The organism is Thiopseudomonas acetoxidans, from assembly GCF_030362935.1.
Lineage (GTDB): Bacteria > Pseudomonadota > Gammaproteobacteria > Pseudomonadales > Pseudomonadaceae > Thiopseudomonas > Thiopseudomonas acetoxidans.
In genome coordinates, this window is record NZ_JAUCDY010000006.1 from 91189 (window position 1) to 107077 (window position 15889).

The window sequence follows — 15889 nt, forward strand, 5'->3', positions numbered from 1 at the left end:
AGGATAAATATTTAGTTGGGTCGTGCAACGCCTTTGGTGCGATAATCGGTCAGTAATAGCCAGTAAAAATAGGTGAGGTTAAAACATGGGTTTGCCGCCAGGACTAGAAGGTCGTAAAGGTATTCTGAACTTAAGCATTAAAAACAAAGAGGTTTTGTACGCAGCTTATATGCCGTTTTTAAAAAATGGTGGGTTATTTATCCCGACTAACAAGCGGTATGAAATCGGCGAAGAGGTTTTTATGCTGCTTATGCTAATGGAAGAACCGGATAAAATTCCGGTAGCGGGCAAGGTGGTGTGGATCTCGCCAAAAGGCTCGCAGGGTAACCGTCCTGCTGGTATCGGTGTACAGTTCGGTGAACAAGACGTAGCAGTACGCAACAGCATCGAGACGTACTTGACGGGAGCACTTAACTCAGACAGAGCCACCCATACGTTTTAACCTGTATTGGCCAAACTTGGCTTGGTTGGCCTGTTGCAATAGTGTTGCAACACTCCGTTTTGCGTGAACGCCCCAGCAAAAAATCAAACCCCGGGTGCCACTATTGTGGCACTCTTCAGTAACACAGTAGTGGTAGTACATGCTTGTCGATTCTCATTGTCACCTTGATCGTTTAGACCTTACAAAATTTTCCGGCAGCCTAGATGCAGCGCTGGAAGCTGCACGCATGCGCGGTGTTAAGCATTTTTTGTGCGTAGGTATTAGCGTGGCAAATGCGCCTGAGGTGCGTGAATTTACCCAACGCTATGCCGATGTGGACTGCTCGGTGGGCGTGCATCCGCTAGATTTAGACCGTGGTGGCGAACCTACTCTCGAGTGGTTGTTAGATGAGCTGCAACATAAGGGCGTTGTTGCTGTGGGAGAGACGGGGCTGGATTATTATTATCAGACGCAAACCGCGCAACTGCAGCAAGAGTCTTTTCGTTTGCACTTTGAGGCCGCGCGTCTAAGTGGTAAGCCGGTCATCATACATACCCGTGATGCTAAAGATGACACGCTAGCCATTATGCGTGAAGCAGCTTTGCCACAGGCTGGAGTGATGCATTGTTTTACCGAAGACTGGGAGATGGCTAAAGCCGCGTTGGATCTTGGTTATTACATTTCCTTTTCCGGAATCGTTACCTTCCGCAACGCACAGGCTTTGCGTGATGTGGCTTTGCAGGTGCCTAGTGATCGGCTGCTGGTAGAAACGGATTCGCCTTACTTAGCCCCCATGCCGCATCGTGGTAAAAGCAACTTCCCTGAATATGTTGCCGATGTGGCTGAGTTTTTAGCGCAACTGCGTGGTGTTAGCTATGAGCAGTTGGCTGAGCAAACCACAGCTAACTTTAAGCGCCTATTCCCTTTGGCGCGGGTGATTTAGGGTTTGCGTGCAATCATTACGGCACGTTTTGGTGCGGGTAAACCTTCTATTGTTAGGCTTGGATTATCCGGGTGTAAAAACTCTGCTAGCGACTGATAACGCATCCAATCGGTACTGCGCTGCTCTTCCGTGCTGGTGGTACTAACATCCACGCAGCGAACCTCTGTAAAGCCGGCGCGTCTGAGCCAAAGACTGAGCGTTTCAACCGAAGGCAGAAACCAAACATTACGCATTTGTGCGTAGCGATCTTCTGGCACCAACACCTGTTGCGCATCGCCCTCGATGACGAGCGTTTCTAAAACCAGCTCACCACCCTGGACTAAACAGTCTTTTAGTTCTAACAAATGATCTATGGGGGAGCGCCGATGATAAAGCACACCCATGGAAAAGACCGTATCAAAGCCTTCTAGCTTCGGTGGTAACTCTTCAAAAGCAAAAGGTAAGTGCCAAACTGGTGCTTGTGGGAAAAACTTTTTAACCGCGTGAAATTGGCAGAAAAAAAGCCAGTTAGGATCCACGCCAATTACTGACTTGGCACCCGCACCAAGCATGCGCCACATGTAGTACCCGTTGCCACAACCCACATCCAAAATACGCTTGCCGTTGAGATCCAAGTGTGGACTCACTCTGTCCCACTTCCAGTCGGAACGCCATTCAGTATCCACATGCACATCAAACAGGTGAAAAGGGCCTTTGCGCCAAGGAATTAAACCCTGTAACGCTTGGGTTAATAGCTGCTGTTGTTCAGTATCACAGGGGCCGCTTAGGCGAAGTTCATCAATAAAATCATACTGTGAGACTGTTAACTGCGGAATGGCAGCAACAGCGGCTTGCCAGCGGGGTAAGTCGCCATGGCCGATAGCGTAATGTGCGGCTAGTTTGTCAGGTAGGGTGCGCGCCCAAAGCTTAAGGGGTGTGCGGGCAAGGTGGTGTACAAGGTCGGTTAAATCAATCATGGCAAGGCTATTAAAGAAGCGAAGTTAATACATTGAAACCACAGAATGGTTTGTGAAAAGCCCGCTTGCTGTAAGCGCGCTTGGTGTTCAGCAAGGCTGTCTGGCAGCATGACTTTTTCAATCGCGCGGCGTTTTTGCGCAATTTCCAGCTCGCTGTAGCCATTGGCGCGCTTAAAAGCGAGGTGTAAATCGTTAAGCAATTCTTGTTGGTTGGCGTTATCAAAGCGCAGTTTTTCTGACAGGATTAGCGCACCCTGCGGCAGCAAAGACTGGTGAATGCTTTTAAGTAGCTCCAGCCGTTGTTCAGGTGCCACAAACTGCAGGGTGAAATTCATCGCTACAACCGAGCAGGGTGCAAGCTGCAGCTGAGTAATATCGGCTTCGATAACCTCGACCGGGAGTAGCTCCTGATACATAGCATCCTGCGCACTTAAGTGTTCGCGGCAGCGTTGCACCATGGCGCTGGAGTTGTCTACTGCATGGACGACGCAGCCGGGTTGTTGCACGTGGCGGCGCAGTGCCTGAGTTGTAGCACCTAATGAGCAGCCTAGGTCGTACAACGCCGTATTGGGCTGGGCAAATTGAGCGGCGATAACGCCAATGTTTTCCACAATAGTGGGATAGCCCGGCACCGAGCGTTTGATCATATCAGGGAAAACCCGCACTACATCCTCGTTAAAGGTAAAGTCGGGCACCTGCGCTAAGGGCGTGCTGAAGATTTTATCGGGTAAGTGCGGCATAAGAAAACTAGACTGTAAAAAGCGGCTAGTATGCCATAACTGCAGGCTAATGAAGGCTACTCACCTAACGGAACATCTCATTAACCATCTCTTCTTCTTTGATTAGCTCAGCCTGGCGCGCATCAATACTAGAGGACAGCGGAAAGTTATTCTCCACTCGACGCTTGGCGTAGCTCAGTTGTTCAATGGCTTGCTGATAATCACCCATGCGCACGAAAAACTCTGCGCGCGCTTCGTGCAGACCTACGATGTTGTTGGTTTGACCGCGCACTTCTGCCAGTTCGTACCAAATGTCAGGATCATTGGGACGCTGCTTGATCAAAGCGTTAAGAACTTGCTCAGCTTCGCTATAACGCTGCTGCGCCAGCAATATTTCCACCTTAGCGGCCTGTAGTGGATAGCTAGAAGGGAAGTCTTTGAGTGCTTTATTGATGCGCTGTTCAGCCGTTTTATACTGCTGCTGACTGAGCTCGAGATCAATTTGAGCGAGGATAAAAAACTGGCTGCTGGGCGCTTTGCTTAGTAATAATTCTAACTCTTGCCCTGCCTCTTTAAACTGACTGGCACGAATCAATGCTAAAGCCAGTCCGTAACGGGCGGCAGTATTATCTGGATTGGCTTCAAGCTCAGCACGAAAACGCTTTAAGGAAATGCCCGGCGTTTCCTCAAAGGTGAGTTTGACGCGTGCACGTAAAAGTTGATAGGTAAGGGAATCAACTATGCCGGGACGACTGGCCATAACGACTATTTGCTCAGCACGGTTACGAGTATCGGCAATACGTGATTCTGTCACCGGGTGGGTCAATAAGAACTCAGGAGGTGTGCGATCGAAGCGGTACTGACGTGATAGGCGCTCAAACATACTGGGCATAGACCGTGGATCAAAGCCGGCGCGGCTCAGATTTTGAATGCCAACTCGATCGGCTTCTTGCTCGTTTTGCCTTGAAAAGCGGCGTTGTTCTTGAAATGCGGCTGCTTGGCTGGACATGATTGCAGCCATGCCTACATCACCAGCACCAGCGGCAGCGGCAACAACTCCGGCCAGTAGGGCGGCCATCATTGGCAGTTGCATACGCTTCTGTGCTTCTAGACCGCGGGCAAAGTGACGTTGGGACAAATGCGCTAATTCATGCGCCATAACCGACGCATATTCTGCTTCGTTTTCAGCGTGGATAAACAAACCGCCATTCACGCCAATAATGCCACCCGGTGCGGCAAAGGCGTTTAGCTGTGGGCTGGCTAGTAAAACAAACTCTAAGCGTCTTTCCTGTAGCTGACTGGTTTCGGCTAGGCGGTATACACTGCGCTCGACATAGTCCTTTAATAAAGGATCAGAGAGTTGGGGCACCTGACTGCGTAATATATTCAGCCAAGCCCTGCCCAGTCGATGCTCTTGTTCTAGAGACACAATTGATGAGCTGGTATCTCCTAATGAAGGCAGCTCAATGGCCATGTTAGGTGTGGCAATTAAGCAACTAAGGGCAAATAGGCTTGGGCGTAAAAACTTCATGTCGGGGCTCGTGTATTATTGGACGTGCTTATGATACTAATAAGGCAGAAAAATGCAGTGTTATTAGCTGCTTATGACTCTTTAATACCATTATTGTTCTGGGGTTACGTCTAATGCATTTTGATGACTGTGTTGATGCGCAAGGGCTGGCTTGTCCGATGCCACTCTTAAAAGCCAAACTGGCGTTAAATCAACTGCCTGTGGGCGCTGTGTTGAAGATTCTAGCCACTGATGCCGGCTCACAACGTGATTTACGCAGTTTTGCTAACTTAGCTGGGCATCAGTTGCTGCATGAAGAAGTTAGCGAACAGCAGGTTTTTATCTATTTTATAAAAAAGGGCGCAGCCGCTTAACCTTGCTTATGCAGTTCTTGCGCGGCAGCCAGTACTTCAGCGGCGTGTTCTTTGACCTTCACTTTACGCCACTCTTGTTTAACCACGCCTTTTGTGTCGAGTAAAAACGTACTGCGTTCAATGCCTAGGTGCTCTTTGCCGTACAGTTTTTTTGGCTTGATTACATCAAATAACCGACACAACTCTTCTTCGGGATCGCTAATTAGCTCAAAAGGAAACTCGTGCTTGAGCTTGAAGTTTTCATGGGTGCGTAGGCTGTCGCGGGAAACCCCGAAAATAAGGGTGTTGGCTGCCTGAAATTCGGGATAAAGATCACGAAAGTCTTGCCCTTCACTGGTGCAGCCGGGGGTGTTGTCCTTAGGGTAAAAATAAATAACCACCTGTTTGCCGGCTAATTCCGACAGGGTCACTGTAGTGTTGTTGGTAGCTTGGGCAGTAAAGTTTAGGGTTTCTAGTGTGCTCATGGTTAGCCTAAAAATGTCTGTGGACGCCAAGGCTCGATTAGGGCGTCTAAATTAAGCGCGTCGGAAAAGTCTAAAAACTGATCACGTAACCAGCTAATTTGCGTGCTTACGGGTAGGGTTACCGTGATGGTGGCGTTGAGCATGGTGGTATCAGTTTGTGGAGCTTGATAACTGTCGTAAACAATAGTGTCGATATTGATTTTATGGTCGGTGAAAAACTGGCATAGCTCAGCCAAAATATCCGGCCGGAAAAAGGCGCTGACATACACAATATAGGGTAGAGCTTTGGTTTTTTTGTTGTCTTGCACGCTGCGTGCGTAGGTTAAAAATATATCTTCGCGTTTCTTAAGGTTGGTTAACGCCACTTCCAGCCGTGCCAAAGCATCCCAGCTACCCTTGGTTTCTAATGAAAGGGCGCTTAGTTGACCGTGTTGGGTAAGGTGGCTGCTCACAGTGGCGCAACGGTTTTCTTGACAAACCCGGCACAGAAGGTTGATAAGCTCCAGCGGGTTTTCAGCTAACGCGCTGATCACTATATGCTGCTCGGGCGGTGTAGTGCTCGACATCCAGGTTTCCTTTGGCAGTTGATTGTTTAAGTCTGATTTTAACAATGCTCTGACAGCGCAAGTAATTATTCTGCGCTTGGTAAAGTGAATATGCAGAGAATGCTTCGCTGTGCTTGTGCTCAGTGCACAGCATTAGTAACATAAACAACTCTTTTTTTCTATTTTTTTGCAGGAGTCATGGCATGATTACGGGCAGTATGGTGGCGATTGTTACGCCAATGGATGCACAGGGTGAACTTGATTGGCCCGCGCTCGATAAATTGATTGACTTCCATATCCAAGAAGGTACCAGCGCCATAGTTGCTGTGGGTACTACGGGCGAGTCAGCAACCTTAAGTGTGGCAGAACATGTTGAGGTGTTGCGTCGCGTCGTTAAACAGGTCAACGGCCGTATTCCTGTTATTGCCGGTACGGGTGCCAACTGTACACGTGAAGCGGTTGAGCTGACGCAGAACGCAAAAGAAGTAGGTGCCGATGCATGCTTATTGGTGACACCTTATTACAACAAGCCAACGCAAGAAGGTTTGTACCAGCACTTTAAGCATATTGCTGAGGCGGTTGATATTCCGCAGATTCTATACAATGTTCCGGGTCGTACGGTGTGTGATATGCAGGCTGAAACAGCTATTCGCTTATCAGCCATCAAAAACATCATTGGCATCAAAGAAGCTACCGGTGATATTGAGCGCGCTAAGCAGATAATTGCTGGCGTAGACAGCGACTTCTTAGTGTACTCTGGTGATGACGCCACGGCGTATCAGCTGATGTTAGCGGGCGGCAAAGGTAATATTTCAGTTACCGCTAACGTTGCCCCAAAACAAATGAGCGAGCTATGTCGTTTGGCGATGGCAGGTGAAGCCCAAGCGGCTAAAGAGCTTAATGACTCGTTGATGCCATTGCATGAAAAGTTATTTGTTGAAGCCAACCCAATTCCAGTGAAATGGGCTCTATACGAAATGGGCTTAATTGATAAGGGAATACGCTTGCCTTTGACTTGGTTAAGTGAGCAATACCACGAGCAAGTTCGTCAGGCGTTACGCGAAACTGCTATTTTAAACTAATTAAAGGGCGTGCTATGAAGCATATTACACAGGCAGTTGGTTTGGCAGTGCTGGTCTCAGGTTTATCCGGTTGTGGCATGTTATGGGGCGGTGATAAGGGGTATTTCCGTAATCGTGGTGCGGATTATCAAGACGCTAAAGTAGAAAAACCCATGCAGTTGCCAGAGGGAATGCAGGCTAACATTGCTGAGCCACTGCTGCCTGTGCCTGAGCATGTAGCCAGCCTTTCCAGCAAAGAGAAGGTTAGAGTGCCGCGCCCGCAGCCCTTGCCAACAGGCGCACTCGCAGCGGACTTTTTGCTCCAGCAAACCGACCAACTCAGCTGGATTGTTGCGCAGCGTATTCCGGCACAGGTTTGGCCAATTGCACTGTCTTTTTTTGAAACCAAAGGTTTTGTAATTGCCGAGGAAAACCCGCATATGGGTGAGTTCGTGACGCAATGGCAAACTGAAAGCCAACTTGCACAAGACTTTGTTAGTCAAGTTGAACTGACTGATAGCCAGCAGGTACGTTATCGTGTGCGGATCGAGCCGGGTGTACAGCGTAATACCAGCGAGATTTTCTTAGACTCAGCGCGCAGCTCAGCAAGCTCTGATAGCACACCTTGGAGTGCCGCACAGGCAGACAGCGCCTTGGCTTTGTTGCATACATATCTAGAAGAAGCGAGCCAGACCAGAGACAGCTATTCTCTGTTGGCCAGTCGTAACTATGACGCCCCTAAACGCGTAGCTATGGTGGACTTGCCTAATGGCAGTAAAGCATTGCGTATTGACGCCAGCCTTGATCGTGCGTGGTTTGGTGTAGGCCGCGCTTTAGAAAGTGCCGAAATCTACGTGTCTGAGCAAGAGCGCGAAGAAAGTGTGTATCTAATCGACCCCAATCGTGAGATTGCCAGAGAACCCGTTGGCTTCTTTGATGCACTCTTTACGGCGCTAAAAGAGATCGAAAAAGAACTTGAGCTGGATAAGCAGCGACCCGCAGCAGAGGAAGCCGTTGACCCGATGGAAGACTTGTATCGTTTAAAATTAACGGACATTGGACATCAGGTTTTTGTTAGCCTGGAGAAAGACGCTGAAACTTTGGCCGATCCTGAGCTGACTGAGCGCGTCTTGGCTGCTATTCAAGAGCAGCTAAACTAATTTAGGAGCCCCTGCTAGGCATAGATGCTGTTGCTGAGGGTTTTATTTTCATTCAACAAACAGGCGAATATTTCGCCTGTTTTGCTTAACAGTGTGGAATATACAACATGACCACTTCGGCTTCTCTAAGCTTAAAAAAAATCTATTCAGGCAAAGTGCGCGATCTTTATGAGGTCGATGCAAGGCGGATGCTGATGGTCGCCAGCGATCGTTTATCGGCTTTTGATGTGATTTTAGACCAGCCCATTCCTGATAAAGGTAAGGTGTTGACGCAGATTTCCAATTTTTGGTTTGCCAAACTGAAGGGCATTGTGCCGGATCACTTTACAGGTGATAGCCTTGCTGATGTTGTGCCAGCAGCTGAGTTGCCATTGCTGGAAGGGCGTGCCGTGGTGGTTAAACGCTTAAAGCCTGTACCCGTAGAAGCCATTGTGCGTGGTTATTTGGTTGGTTCTGGCTGGAAGGAGTACCAAACCAGTGGCACGGTTTGCGGCATCAAACTGCCGGCCGGATTAAAAGAAGCAGCGCGTTTGCCAGAGCCTATCTTTACCCCCTCCACTAAAGCTGAGGTGGGCGACCATGATGAAAATATTTCTTATGCCCAGTGTGAAGCGCTGATCGGTGCTGATTTGGCGGCGCAGGTGCGTGATGCTTCGATCGCGCTGTACCAAGCAGCAGTTGAATATGCGGCCAGCAAAGGCATTATCATCGCGGACACTAAGTTTGAGTTTGGTTTGGATGAGCAAGGGCGTTTGACCCTGATGGATGAGGTCCTAACGCCAGATTCCAGTCGTTTTTGGCCAGCAGAAAGCTACCAGGAAGGCACCAACCCGCCTAGCTTTGACAAGCAGTTTGTACGAGATTGGCTAGAAAACAGTGGCTGGAACAAGCAGGCCCCAGCCCCGCAAATTCCTGATGCAGTGATTGAGCAAACGGCAGAAAAGTATCGTGAAGCGCTGCAACGCTTAACCCAATAAGCAGACAGCCCTTGCTTTTGATGTTGGTAGTAGTTTCTTGAGCACCTTAAAAGAGTTTATATAATGACAGCTACCTTTGTGCACCTGCGCGTGCATAGTGAGTTTTCTTTGGTTGATGGGTTAGTGCGTATAAAACCCCTAGTCCTAAAGGTAGCTGAGGCAGGTATGCCAGCGGTGGCGATTACCGATCAGAGCAATTTCTTTGCCTTGATTAAATTTCTGCGCGCCGCCCCTGCTGCTGGTATCAAACCAATCTGCGGCGTGGATGTTTGGCTGGCCAGTACTGATCCTGACGCACCCGCTTCGCGCATGACTTTGCTGGCGATGGATGCACAGGGATACCGCAACCTGACAGAACTGGTTTCTAAGAGCTACACCCATGGACAGCATGGCGACGTAGCTATCCTGCAGCGTGACTGGATAGCTGAGCAATCGGCGGGTTTGATAGCCTTGTCTGGTGCTAAAGAGGGTGAGATTGGTCGCGCGTTGCTGGCGCAGGATAAGGCTAAAGCAGAAGAGTTATTAGCCTACTGGCAAGCTGTTTTCCCCCAGCGTTTTTATCTGGAATTACAGCGCACCGGACGCACCAACGATGAAGAGTATGTGCATGCAGCCATGGAGTTGGCCGCACGGCTGCAGGTGCCTGTGGTGGCGACCAATGATGTGCGCTTTATCAGTGAAGATGACTTTGAAGCACATGAAACTCGTGTTTGTATTGGTGAAGGTCGTATTTTGGATGATCCGCGCCGTCCGCGGCTGTACTCGGATCAGCAGTATCTAAAAACACCGGAAGAAATGGCGCAGTTGTTTAGTGATATTCCTGAAGCACTGGCCAATACAGTGGAAATTGCCAAGCGTTGTAATATTGAAGTACAGCTGGGAAAACACTTCTTACCTGATTTCCCCGTGCCGGAAGGCATGAGCATCGACGACTATTTGCGTCATGTGTCAATGCAGGGGCTGGAAGAGCGCTTATCGATTACGCTGCCCAAAGACACGCCCGATTACGAACAAAAGCGTCAAGTGTATATCGACCGGCTGACCTTTGAGCTGGATATTATTATCCAAATGGGTTTCCCCGGTTACTTCCTGATTGTGATGGATTTTATCAGATGGGCGAAAAATAACGGCGTACCAGTCGGCCCAGGTCGAGGCTCGGGTGCGGGCAGTTTAGTGGCCTATGTGCTGCACATTACCGACCTCGATCCGCTGTTGTACGATTTGCTGTTTGAACGCTTCCTCAACCCTGAACGGGTTTCCATGCCGGACTTTGACGTGGATTTCTGCATGGATGGGCGCGATCGTGTCATTGACTATGTTGCTGATACCTATGGCCGCCAAGCGGTTAGCCAGATTGTCACCTTCGGCACCATGGCGGCCAAAGCGGTGGTGCGTGATGTGGCACGGGTGCAGGGCAAGTCTTATGGCTTGGCCGATCGACTGTCGAAAATGATTCCCTTTGAAGTGGGCATGACGCTGAAAAAAGCTTACGAGATGGAAGACAGCTTGCGCGATTTTGTCGATAAAGACGACGAAGCCAAAGAAATTTGGCAAATGGCGCTTAAGCTTGAGGGCACCATTCGTAACACCGGCAAGCACGCGGGCGGGGTAGTGATTGCGCCGACCAAGTTGACTGATTTTTCTGCTGTATTGTGCGATGAAGATGGCAGCGGTTTAGTCACCCAGTTTGATAAGGATGACGTAGAAGCGGCGGGGCTGGTTAAGTTTGACTTCCTTGGTTTGCGTACCCTCACCATTATTAAGTGGGCTTTAGAAACCGTTAACGCCATCCGCGCGCAGCAAGGCGAAGCACCGCTCGAGATTGAACAAATACCGCTGGACGACAAGCCCACCTACCAGTTGCTGCAGCGTGCCGAAACCACCGCAGTGTTCCAACTGGAATCACGGGGCATGAAAGAGCTGATCAAAAAGCTAAAGCCCGACTGCCTTGAAGACTTGATTGCTTTGGTGGCCTTGTTCCGCCCCGGCCCGCTTCAATCGGGCATGGTCGATGACTTTATCAACCGTAAACACGGCCGTGCTGAGCTGGCCTACCCACATCCTGACTACCAATACGAAGGCTTAAAGCCGGTGCTTGCGCCTACTTACGGCATTATTTTGTATCAAGAACAGGTGATGCAGATTGCGCAGGTGATGGCCGGTTATACACTGGGCGGTGCCGACATGTTGCGCCGTGCTATGGGCAAGAAAATGCCGGAAGAAATGGAGCAGCAGCGTGGTTTATTTATTGAAGGTTGTAGAAATAACAACATCAGCGCTGAACTGGCGGGCAATATTTTTGATCTGGTAGAAAAGTTTGCGGGTTACGGGTTTAATAAATCCCACTCAGCGGCTTATGGCTTGGTTTCCTACCAAACTGCTTGGTTGAAAACGCATTACCCTGCGCCTTTTATGGCGGCCGTGCTGTCCTCAGATATGCATAACACCGATAAAGTGGTGACGCTGATTGAAGAGTGCCGCGACATGAAATTGCGGTTGATGGCACCGGATGTAAATTTTTCCGAATATAAATTTACGGTTAACCCGCAGGGCGCGGTGGTTTACGGCTTGGGCGCGGTTAAAGGTGTGGGCGAAGGTCCAGTAGAGGCTATCGTTGAAGCACGAGCAGCGGGCGAACCCTTTAAAGATTTGTTTGACTTTTGTGCTCGTGTGGATTTGAGGCGTATTAACAAACGTACGCTGGATGCACTGGTTAATAGTGGTGCGCTAGATCGTTTGGGACCTTTCTTTGCCGATGATGCTAAAAGCTATAAAGAAGGTATTGACCAAAACCGGGCTGTACTACTGGCAGCTATGGATGACGCGATTCTAGCCGCAGGGCAGGCAGCTCGCGACCGTGAAAGCGGTCATACGGATCTGTTTGGCGGCCTGTTTGAAGATGGCGCGCAAGATGTGTATGCCAACTACTTATATGTGCGTCCACTTAGCTTAAAAGAGCGTTTAAAAGGGGAAAAGGATACCCTTGGGTTGTATCTGACCGGTCATCCTATTGATGAGTATGAGAGTGAAGTCAGGCGTTTTGCAAAGCAGCGCATTGTTGATTTGCGTCCATCCAGAGAGTTACAAACAATCGCAGGTCTAATCGTTAATCAAAGGGTTATGCGTAATAAAAAAGGCGACAAAATGGCCTTTATTACTCTAGATGATCGCTCCGGGCGCATTGAGGCATCGTTATTTGCCGAGGCTTTTAACCAAGCTCATGGCTTATTGCAGACCGATACTTTAGTCGTGGTTGAGGGGGAAGTAAGCCATGATGACTTCTCAGGTGGGTTAAGATTCCGCGCCAAACGCGTGCTGGGTTTAGCAGAAGCACGAACCAGTTTAGCCCATAGTTTACGCTTACAGCTTAATCATAGCAGTCTGCAGTTGGAACAAATCCATTGGCTCAAACAGCAATTAGCCCAGTATCCGGGCGACTGCTTGGTCAGTGTGGCTTATGAGGGCGCTCAGGCAAAAGCTGAATTAGAGCTGGCGCAGAACTGGAAAATAGAGCCCAAGGATATATTGTTACAAGGATTGCGTGACCAGTTTGGACAGGATAACGTCTTTCTGTATTATCCGTAGGTAAAAAATTATTAGGTGATGAGCAGCATATCTAGGCTGTTTGTTGTGTTTTTATTCGGTCTGAGCCAATCGCAAGACGGCCGCAAAGCAAAGTGGAAAACTCATGAACCCGAACTATTTGGATTTTGAACAGCCCATAGCAGACTTACAAGCCAAGATTGAAGAGCTGCGTTTGGTTGGCAACGATAACGATATTAATATCAGTGATGAAATTGCGCGCTTAAAAGAAAAAAACAAAACGCTAACGAAAAATATTTTTTCAGATCTAGATAGCTGGCAAATTGCACGCATGGCGCGCCACCCACAACGCCCGTATACTCTTGATTATGTAGAGCACCTGTTTACCGAATTTGAAGAGCTGCACGGTGATCGCCATTTCTCTGATGACGCTGCGATTGTTGGTGGTATTGCTCGTTTTGAAGGCATACCGGTGATGGTGATTGGTCACCAGAAAGGCCGTGAAGTACGTGAGAAAGTGCGTCGTAATTTCGGTATGCCGCGTCCAGAAGGCTATCGTAAAGCTTGCCGTTTAATGGAGATGGCTGAGCGCTTTAAGCTGCCTATTTTGACTTTTATTGATACACCCGGTGCTTATCCGGGTATTGATGCTGAAGAGCGTGGCCAGAGTGAAGCTATTGCTTGGAACCTAAGAGTGATGTCGCGCTTGAAAACCCCGATTATTTCCACGGTAGTAGGCGAGGGTGGCTCCGGTGGTGCTTTGGCGATTGGCGTATGTGACCGCCTGAATATGCTGCAGTTTGCTACCTATGCGGTTATTTCACCAGAGGGTTGTGCATCGATTCTATGGCGCAGCGCGGATAAAGCGCCTGAAGCAGCTGAGGCCATGGGCATTACTGCAGAACGCTTAAAAGGTTTGGGTATTGTTGACAAGGTTATCGATGAGCCGCTAGGTGGAGCGCATCGTGATATGCAGGTTACCAGCGATAATGTGCGTGCGGTTTTAATACAGCAGCTAGAAGAGTTGCAAGCGTTAAGTACGGATGAGCTATTGGAGCAGCGTTACGCCAAATTGATGAGCTTTGGTATTTCTTCCTAGCCAGCTAGGTTTGCGTAATACTACCCGCAGCACTTTGACAGCAAAGTTCTGCGGGTTTTTTTATGAGAAAGTTTAACTAATTATGCAGCACAGAATTGTTCCGCAGGTCATAGAGCAGCTTAAACCGTGGCAGCGAGCTCCAGCTTGGTGCGTGGCCTTTTCTGGTGGGCTGGACTCCACGGTTTTACTGCATATTCTGGCTACGCAAATACCGCCCAGCTCAAGGCCAGCTTTGCGAGCTGTTTATATTCACCACGGTTTGCAGCAAGCAGCCGAAGACTGGCCAGCGCATTGCCAGAGCGTTTGTGAGCAACTGGGCGTTGCGCTTAGTGTCATCAAAATAAAGGTTGCGCAGCAAGCCAGTGTCGAGCAAGCAGCACGCAATGCACGTTATACGGCCTATGCAGAACATTTGCAGCCCGAAGAACTCTTGTTGATGGCGCAGCATCAGGATGATCAGGCGGAAACCCTGTTGTTTCGATTATTGCGCGGTAGTGGTATTACTGGGTTGCAGGCGATTCCTCGCCAACGTGCTTTAGGTCAAGCGCATTTGTTGCGCCCGTTATTGGGTATTGCGCGCCAAGAGCTCGAAGACTATGCCCAGCAACACCAGTTAAATTGGGTAGAAGATCCCAGTAATGCAGAAGAATATTTTGATCGTAATTTTCTTCGCCGCCAGATTATTCCATTACTCAAACAACGTTGGCCAGCTACACTCTCAGTGTTGCAACGCGCTACTGAACATATGCGCGAAGCACAGCAACTGCTGAATGATTTAGCCCAGCTTGACCTGCAGCAGGCACAGCTAGCAGCGCCTATCAGCTGGCTGCCATTGGCGGGTTTGCAGCTAGATAAAATAGCCAAGCTGAGCGATAAGCGACAAAAAAATCTATTGCGTTATTGGCTTGCTGATAAAACGCCTGCTATTGAAACCCAGCATTGGGCAGGTTGGTATGATTTGCGCGATGCCAAAGCCGATGCCCAGCCAGTTTGGCGTTTGCAACAGGGTGCGCTGGTGCGTTATCAACAGCAGCTGTATTGGTTGCCGGAATCTTGGCTGGCGTCTGTAGAAACAGTGCAGTTGGAAATCACCAAGCCGGGTCGGTATGTGTTGCCCGGCAATGGTGTACTTGAGGTGCAGGGCGAACTGCCTGTGCTGATACATATCCGTTATCGCCAAGGTGGCGAACAGATGCAATTACCAACGCGTGGGCGGCGTGATTTAAAGCGTTTGTTGCAAGAGCAAAATATCCCCCAGTTTCTCCGTCAGCGCATCCCTTTGGCATACATGCAGCAGCAGCTTATAGCTGTAGCTAATTGTTCTTCTTTGCAGGGCGCAAAAGCGAAGCAGTTTCAGCTGTATTGGTATCCGCCCCCCTAAAAGCGTGCTGCTGTTCACAGTTTTATTGCAAAAATAGCTAAGTCGATATTCTGGGCTATTATGAATTATAGGCACAAACGGATGTGCCTAATGGAGTGGGCTAGGGCAGCGGCGGGATGCAGCTGAGCATAGGATGTGCAGCGCAAGGAAGCGCAAGTTTTATCTAAGCAGGCAGGCGTTTTAACGTATTGACAATCACGGATTCAAGGCCGGGTTATGTAGAGCTTGCTCCATCCAACCTATGCAATTGGGCTAACCACTCTTGCGGTACCATGTGACGCAAGCAAAGCTGGCACTGTTGCGTGGCAGTGTCAAACACAATCACAGCCTGTTTGCTTTCTAATGCTGCACGCGCCCTTTGTATCTTGGTCTGGTAAGGCGTTTCATCGCCGTTATCGGTTCCATCACGACTGACGAAATCTTCAAGTAACCCCTGCAGGGCTGCTTCACTGAGTTGCTGATAGGGAATGAGCATGAAACCACCTGTATGGAACTCTATTTTTTCTGCGTGAGCCTGTGCTCGCAATTAAGATGCCGCTGTAAAACTCAAGGCAGTATAGCAGTAAGTGATCTTGAATTATTGAGCGTCGTGAGCAGGCAAAAAATTTCATGTATGGCTTGGTTGTGCGAGGTTATTTGTTAGCAGTAAGCACAGTAAAAAAATAAAATGGTTATTTTGGTTGTGGAGGTTTAAAATAGACGCCCAATTTCGCTCCATTTAGAGGCTGTTTCAACG

Annotated in this window: 15 protein-coding genes; 9 read left to right on the forward strand and 6 right to left on the reverse strand. The window is 49.1% G+C overall.

Annotation, left to right across the window (positions count from 1 at the left end; translation table 11 throughout):
- The first annotated feature begins 85 nt into the window (after positions 1 to 85).
- Positions 86 to 442: a PilZ domain-containing protein gene (locus QEZ41_RS06580; protein WP_289410597.1), complete on the forward strand. Its 357-nt coding sequence runs from the start codon at positions 86 to 88 to the stop codon at positions 440 to 442.
- A 139-nt stretch (positions 443 to 581) separates the two neighbouring features.
- A complete protein-coding gene (locus QEZ41_RS06585; protein ID WP_289410598.1) occupies positions 582 to 1364 on the forward strand; it encodes a TatD family hydrolase in 783 nt (260 codons plus the stop codon).
- Here the strand turns inward: QEZ41_RS06585 and cmoB are convergent.
- The 3 genes from cmoB to QEZ41_RS06600 form a co-directional block, all read right to left on the reverse strand.
- Positions 1361 to 2320, reverse strand: coding sequence for a tRNA 5-methoxyuridine(34)/uridine 5-oxyacetic acid(34) synthase CmoB (gene cmoB / locus QEZ41_RS06590; protein ID WP_289410599.1), 960 nt, complete (start codon positions 2318 to 2320; stop codon positions 1361 to 1363). The two genes, QEZ41_RS06585 and cmoB, sit on opposite strands and share 4 nt — an antisense overlap.
- Positions 2317 to 3060 (reverse strand): carboxy-S-adenosyl-L-methionine synthase CmoA, encoded by a 744-nt coding sequence (cmoA, locus tag QEZ41_RS06595; RefSeq protein ID WP_289410600.1) that lies wholly within the window; start codon positions 3058 to 3060, stop codon positions 2317 to 2319. Before cmoA ends, cmoB begins: the two co-directional genes overlap by 4 nt.
- Positions 3061 to 3124: 64 nt before the next feature.
- Positions 3125 to 4570, reverse strand: a complete 1446-nt coding sequence (locus tag QEZ41_RS06600) for a M48 family metalloprotease (protein WP_289410601.1) — start codon at positions 4568 to 4570, stop codon at positions 3125 to 3127.
- A 113-nt stretch (positions 4571 to 4683) separates the two neighbouring features.
- Here QEZ41_RS06600 and QEZ41_RS06605 point away from each other — a divergent pair, with 113 nt between their 5' ends.
- Entirely contained in the window at positions 4684 to 4923 is a 240-nt protein-coding gene (locus QEZ41_RS06605; RefSeq protein ID WP_289410602.1) for a sulfurtransferase TusA family protein, read from the forward strand.
- On the opposite strand, the gene QEZ41_RS06610 is transcribed toward QEZ41_RS06605, so the two are convergent.
- Both QEZ41_RS06610 and QEZ41_RS06615 read right to left on the reverse strand, forming a co-directional pair.
- Positions 4920 to 5387 carry a peroxiredoxin gene (locus QEZ41_RS06610; RefSeq protein ID WP_289410603.1) on the reverse strand — a complete coding sequence of 156 codons (468 nt, stop codon included), beginning with the start codon at positions 5385 to 5387 and terminating at the stop codon, positions 4920 to 4922. The genes QEZ41_RS06605 and QEZ41_RS06610 overlap by 4 nt on opposite strands.
- 2 nt (positions 5388 to 5389) lie before the next feature.
- Positions 5390 to 5953: a glycine cleavage system transcriptional repressor gene (locus QEZ41_RS06615; RefSeq protein ID WP_289410604.1), complete on the reverse strand. Its 564-nt coding sequence runs from the start codon at positions 5951 to 5953 to the stop codon at positions 5390 to 5392.
- 182 nt (positions 5954 to 6135) lie between these two features.
- Between QEZ41_RS06615 and dapA the strand changes: the two genes are divergently transcribed.
- The 6 genes from dapA to tilS all read left to right on the forward strand — a co-directional run bounded on the left by dapA (position 6136) and on the right by tilS (position 15153).
- Positions 6136 to 7014, forward strand: coding sequence for a 4-hydroxy-tetrahydrodipicolinate synthase (gene dapA / locus QEZ41_RS06620; protein WP_289410605.1), 879 nt, complete (start codon positions 6136 to 6138; stop codon positions 7012 to 7014).
- Positions 7015 to 7028: 14 nt separating this feature from the next.
- On the forward strand, positions 7029 to 8153 hold the full coding sequence (locus QEZ41_RS06625; RefSeq protein ID WP_289410606.1) for an NlpB/DapX family lipoprotein: 1125 nt from the start codon (positions 7029 to 7031) through the stop codon (positions 8151 to 8153).
- Positions 8154 to 8260: 107 nt separating this feature from the next.
- Positions 8261 to 9130, forward strand: coding sequence for a phosphoribosylaminoimidazolesuccinocarboxamide synthase (locus QEZ41_RS06630; protein WP_289410607.1), 870 nt, complete (start codon positions 8261 to 8263; stop codon positions 9128 to 9130).
- A gap of 63 nt (positions 9131 to 9193) precedes the next feature.
- A complete protein-coding gene (dnaE, locus tag QEZ41_RS06635) occupies positions 9194 to 12715 on the forward strand; it encodes a DNA polymerase III subunit alpha (protein ID WP_289410608.1) in 3522 nt (1173 codons plus the stop codon).
- Between the two features lie 103 nt (positions 12716 to 12818).
- Complete coding sequence (locus QEZ41_RS06640) at positions 12819 to 13772, forward strand: acetyl-CoA carboxylase carboxyl transferase subunit alpha (RefSeq protein WP_289410609.1); 954 nt, start codon at positions 12819 to 12821, stop codon at positions 13770 to 13772.
- 82 nt (positions 13773 to 13854) lie between these two features.
- Complete coding sequence (gene tilS / locus QEZ41_RS06645; protein ID WP_289410610.1) at positions 13855 to 15153, forward strand: tRNA lysidine(34) synthetase TilS; 1299 nt, start codon at positions 13855 to 13857, stop codon at positions 15151 to 15153.
- Positions 15154 to 15367: 214 nt separating this feature from the next.
- On the opposite strand, the gene QEZ41_RS06650 is transcribed toward tilS, so the two are convergent.
- Positions 15368 to 15628 carry a YheU family protein gene (locus tag QEZ41_RS06650; RefSeq protein WP_289410611.1) on the reverse strand — a complete coding sequence of 87 codons (261 nt, stop codon included), beginning with the start codon at positions 15626 to 15628 and terminating at the stop codon, positions 15368 to 15370.
- Positions 15629 to 15889: the final 261 nt, after the last annotated feature.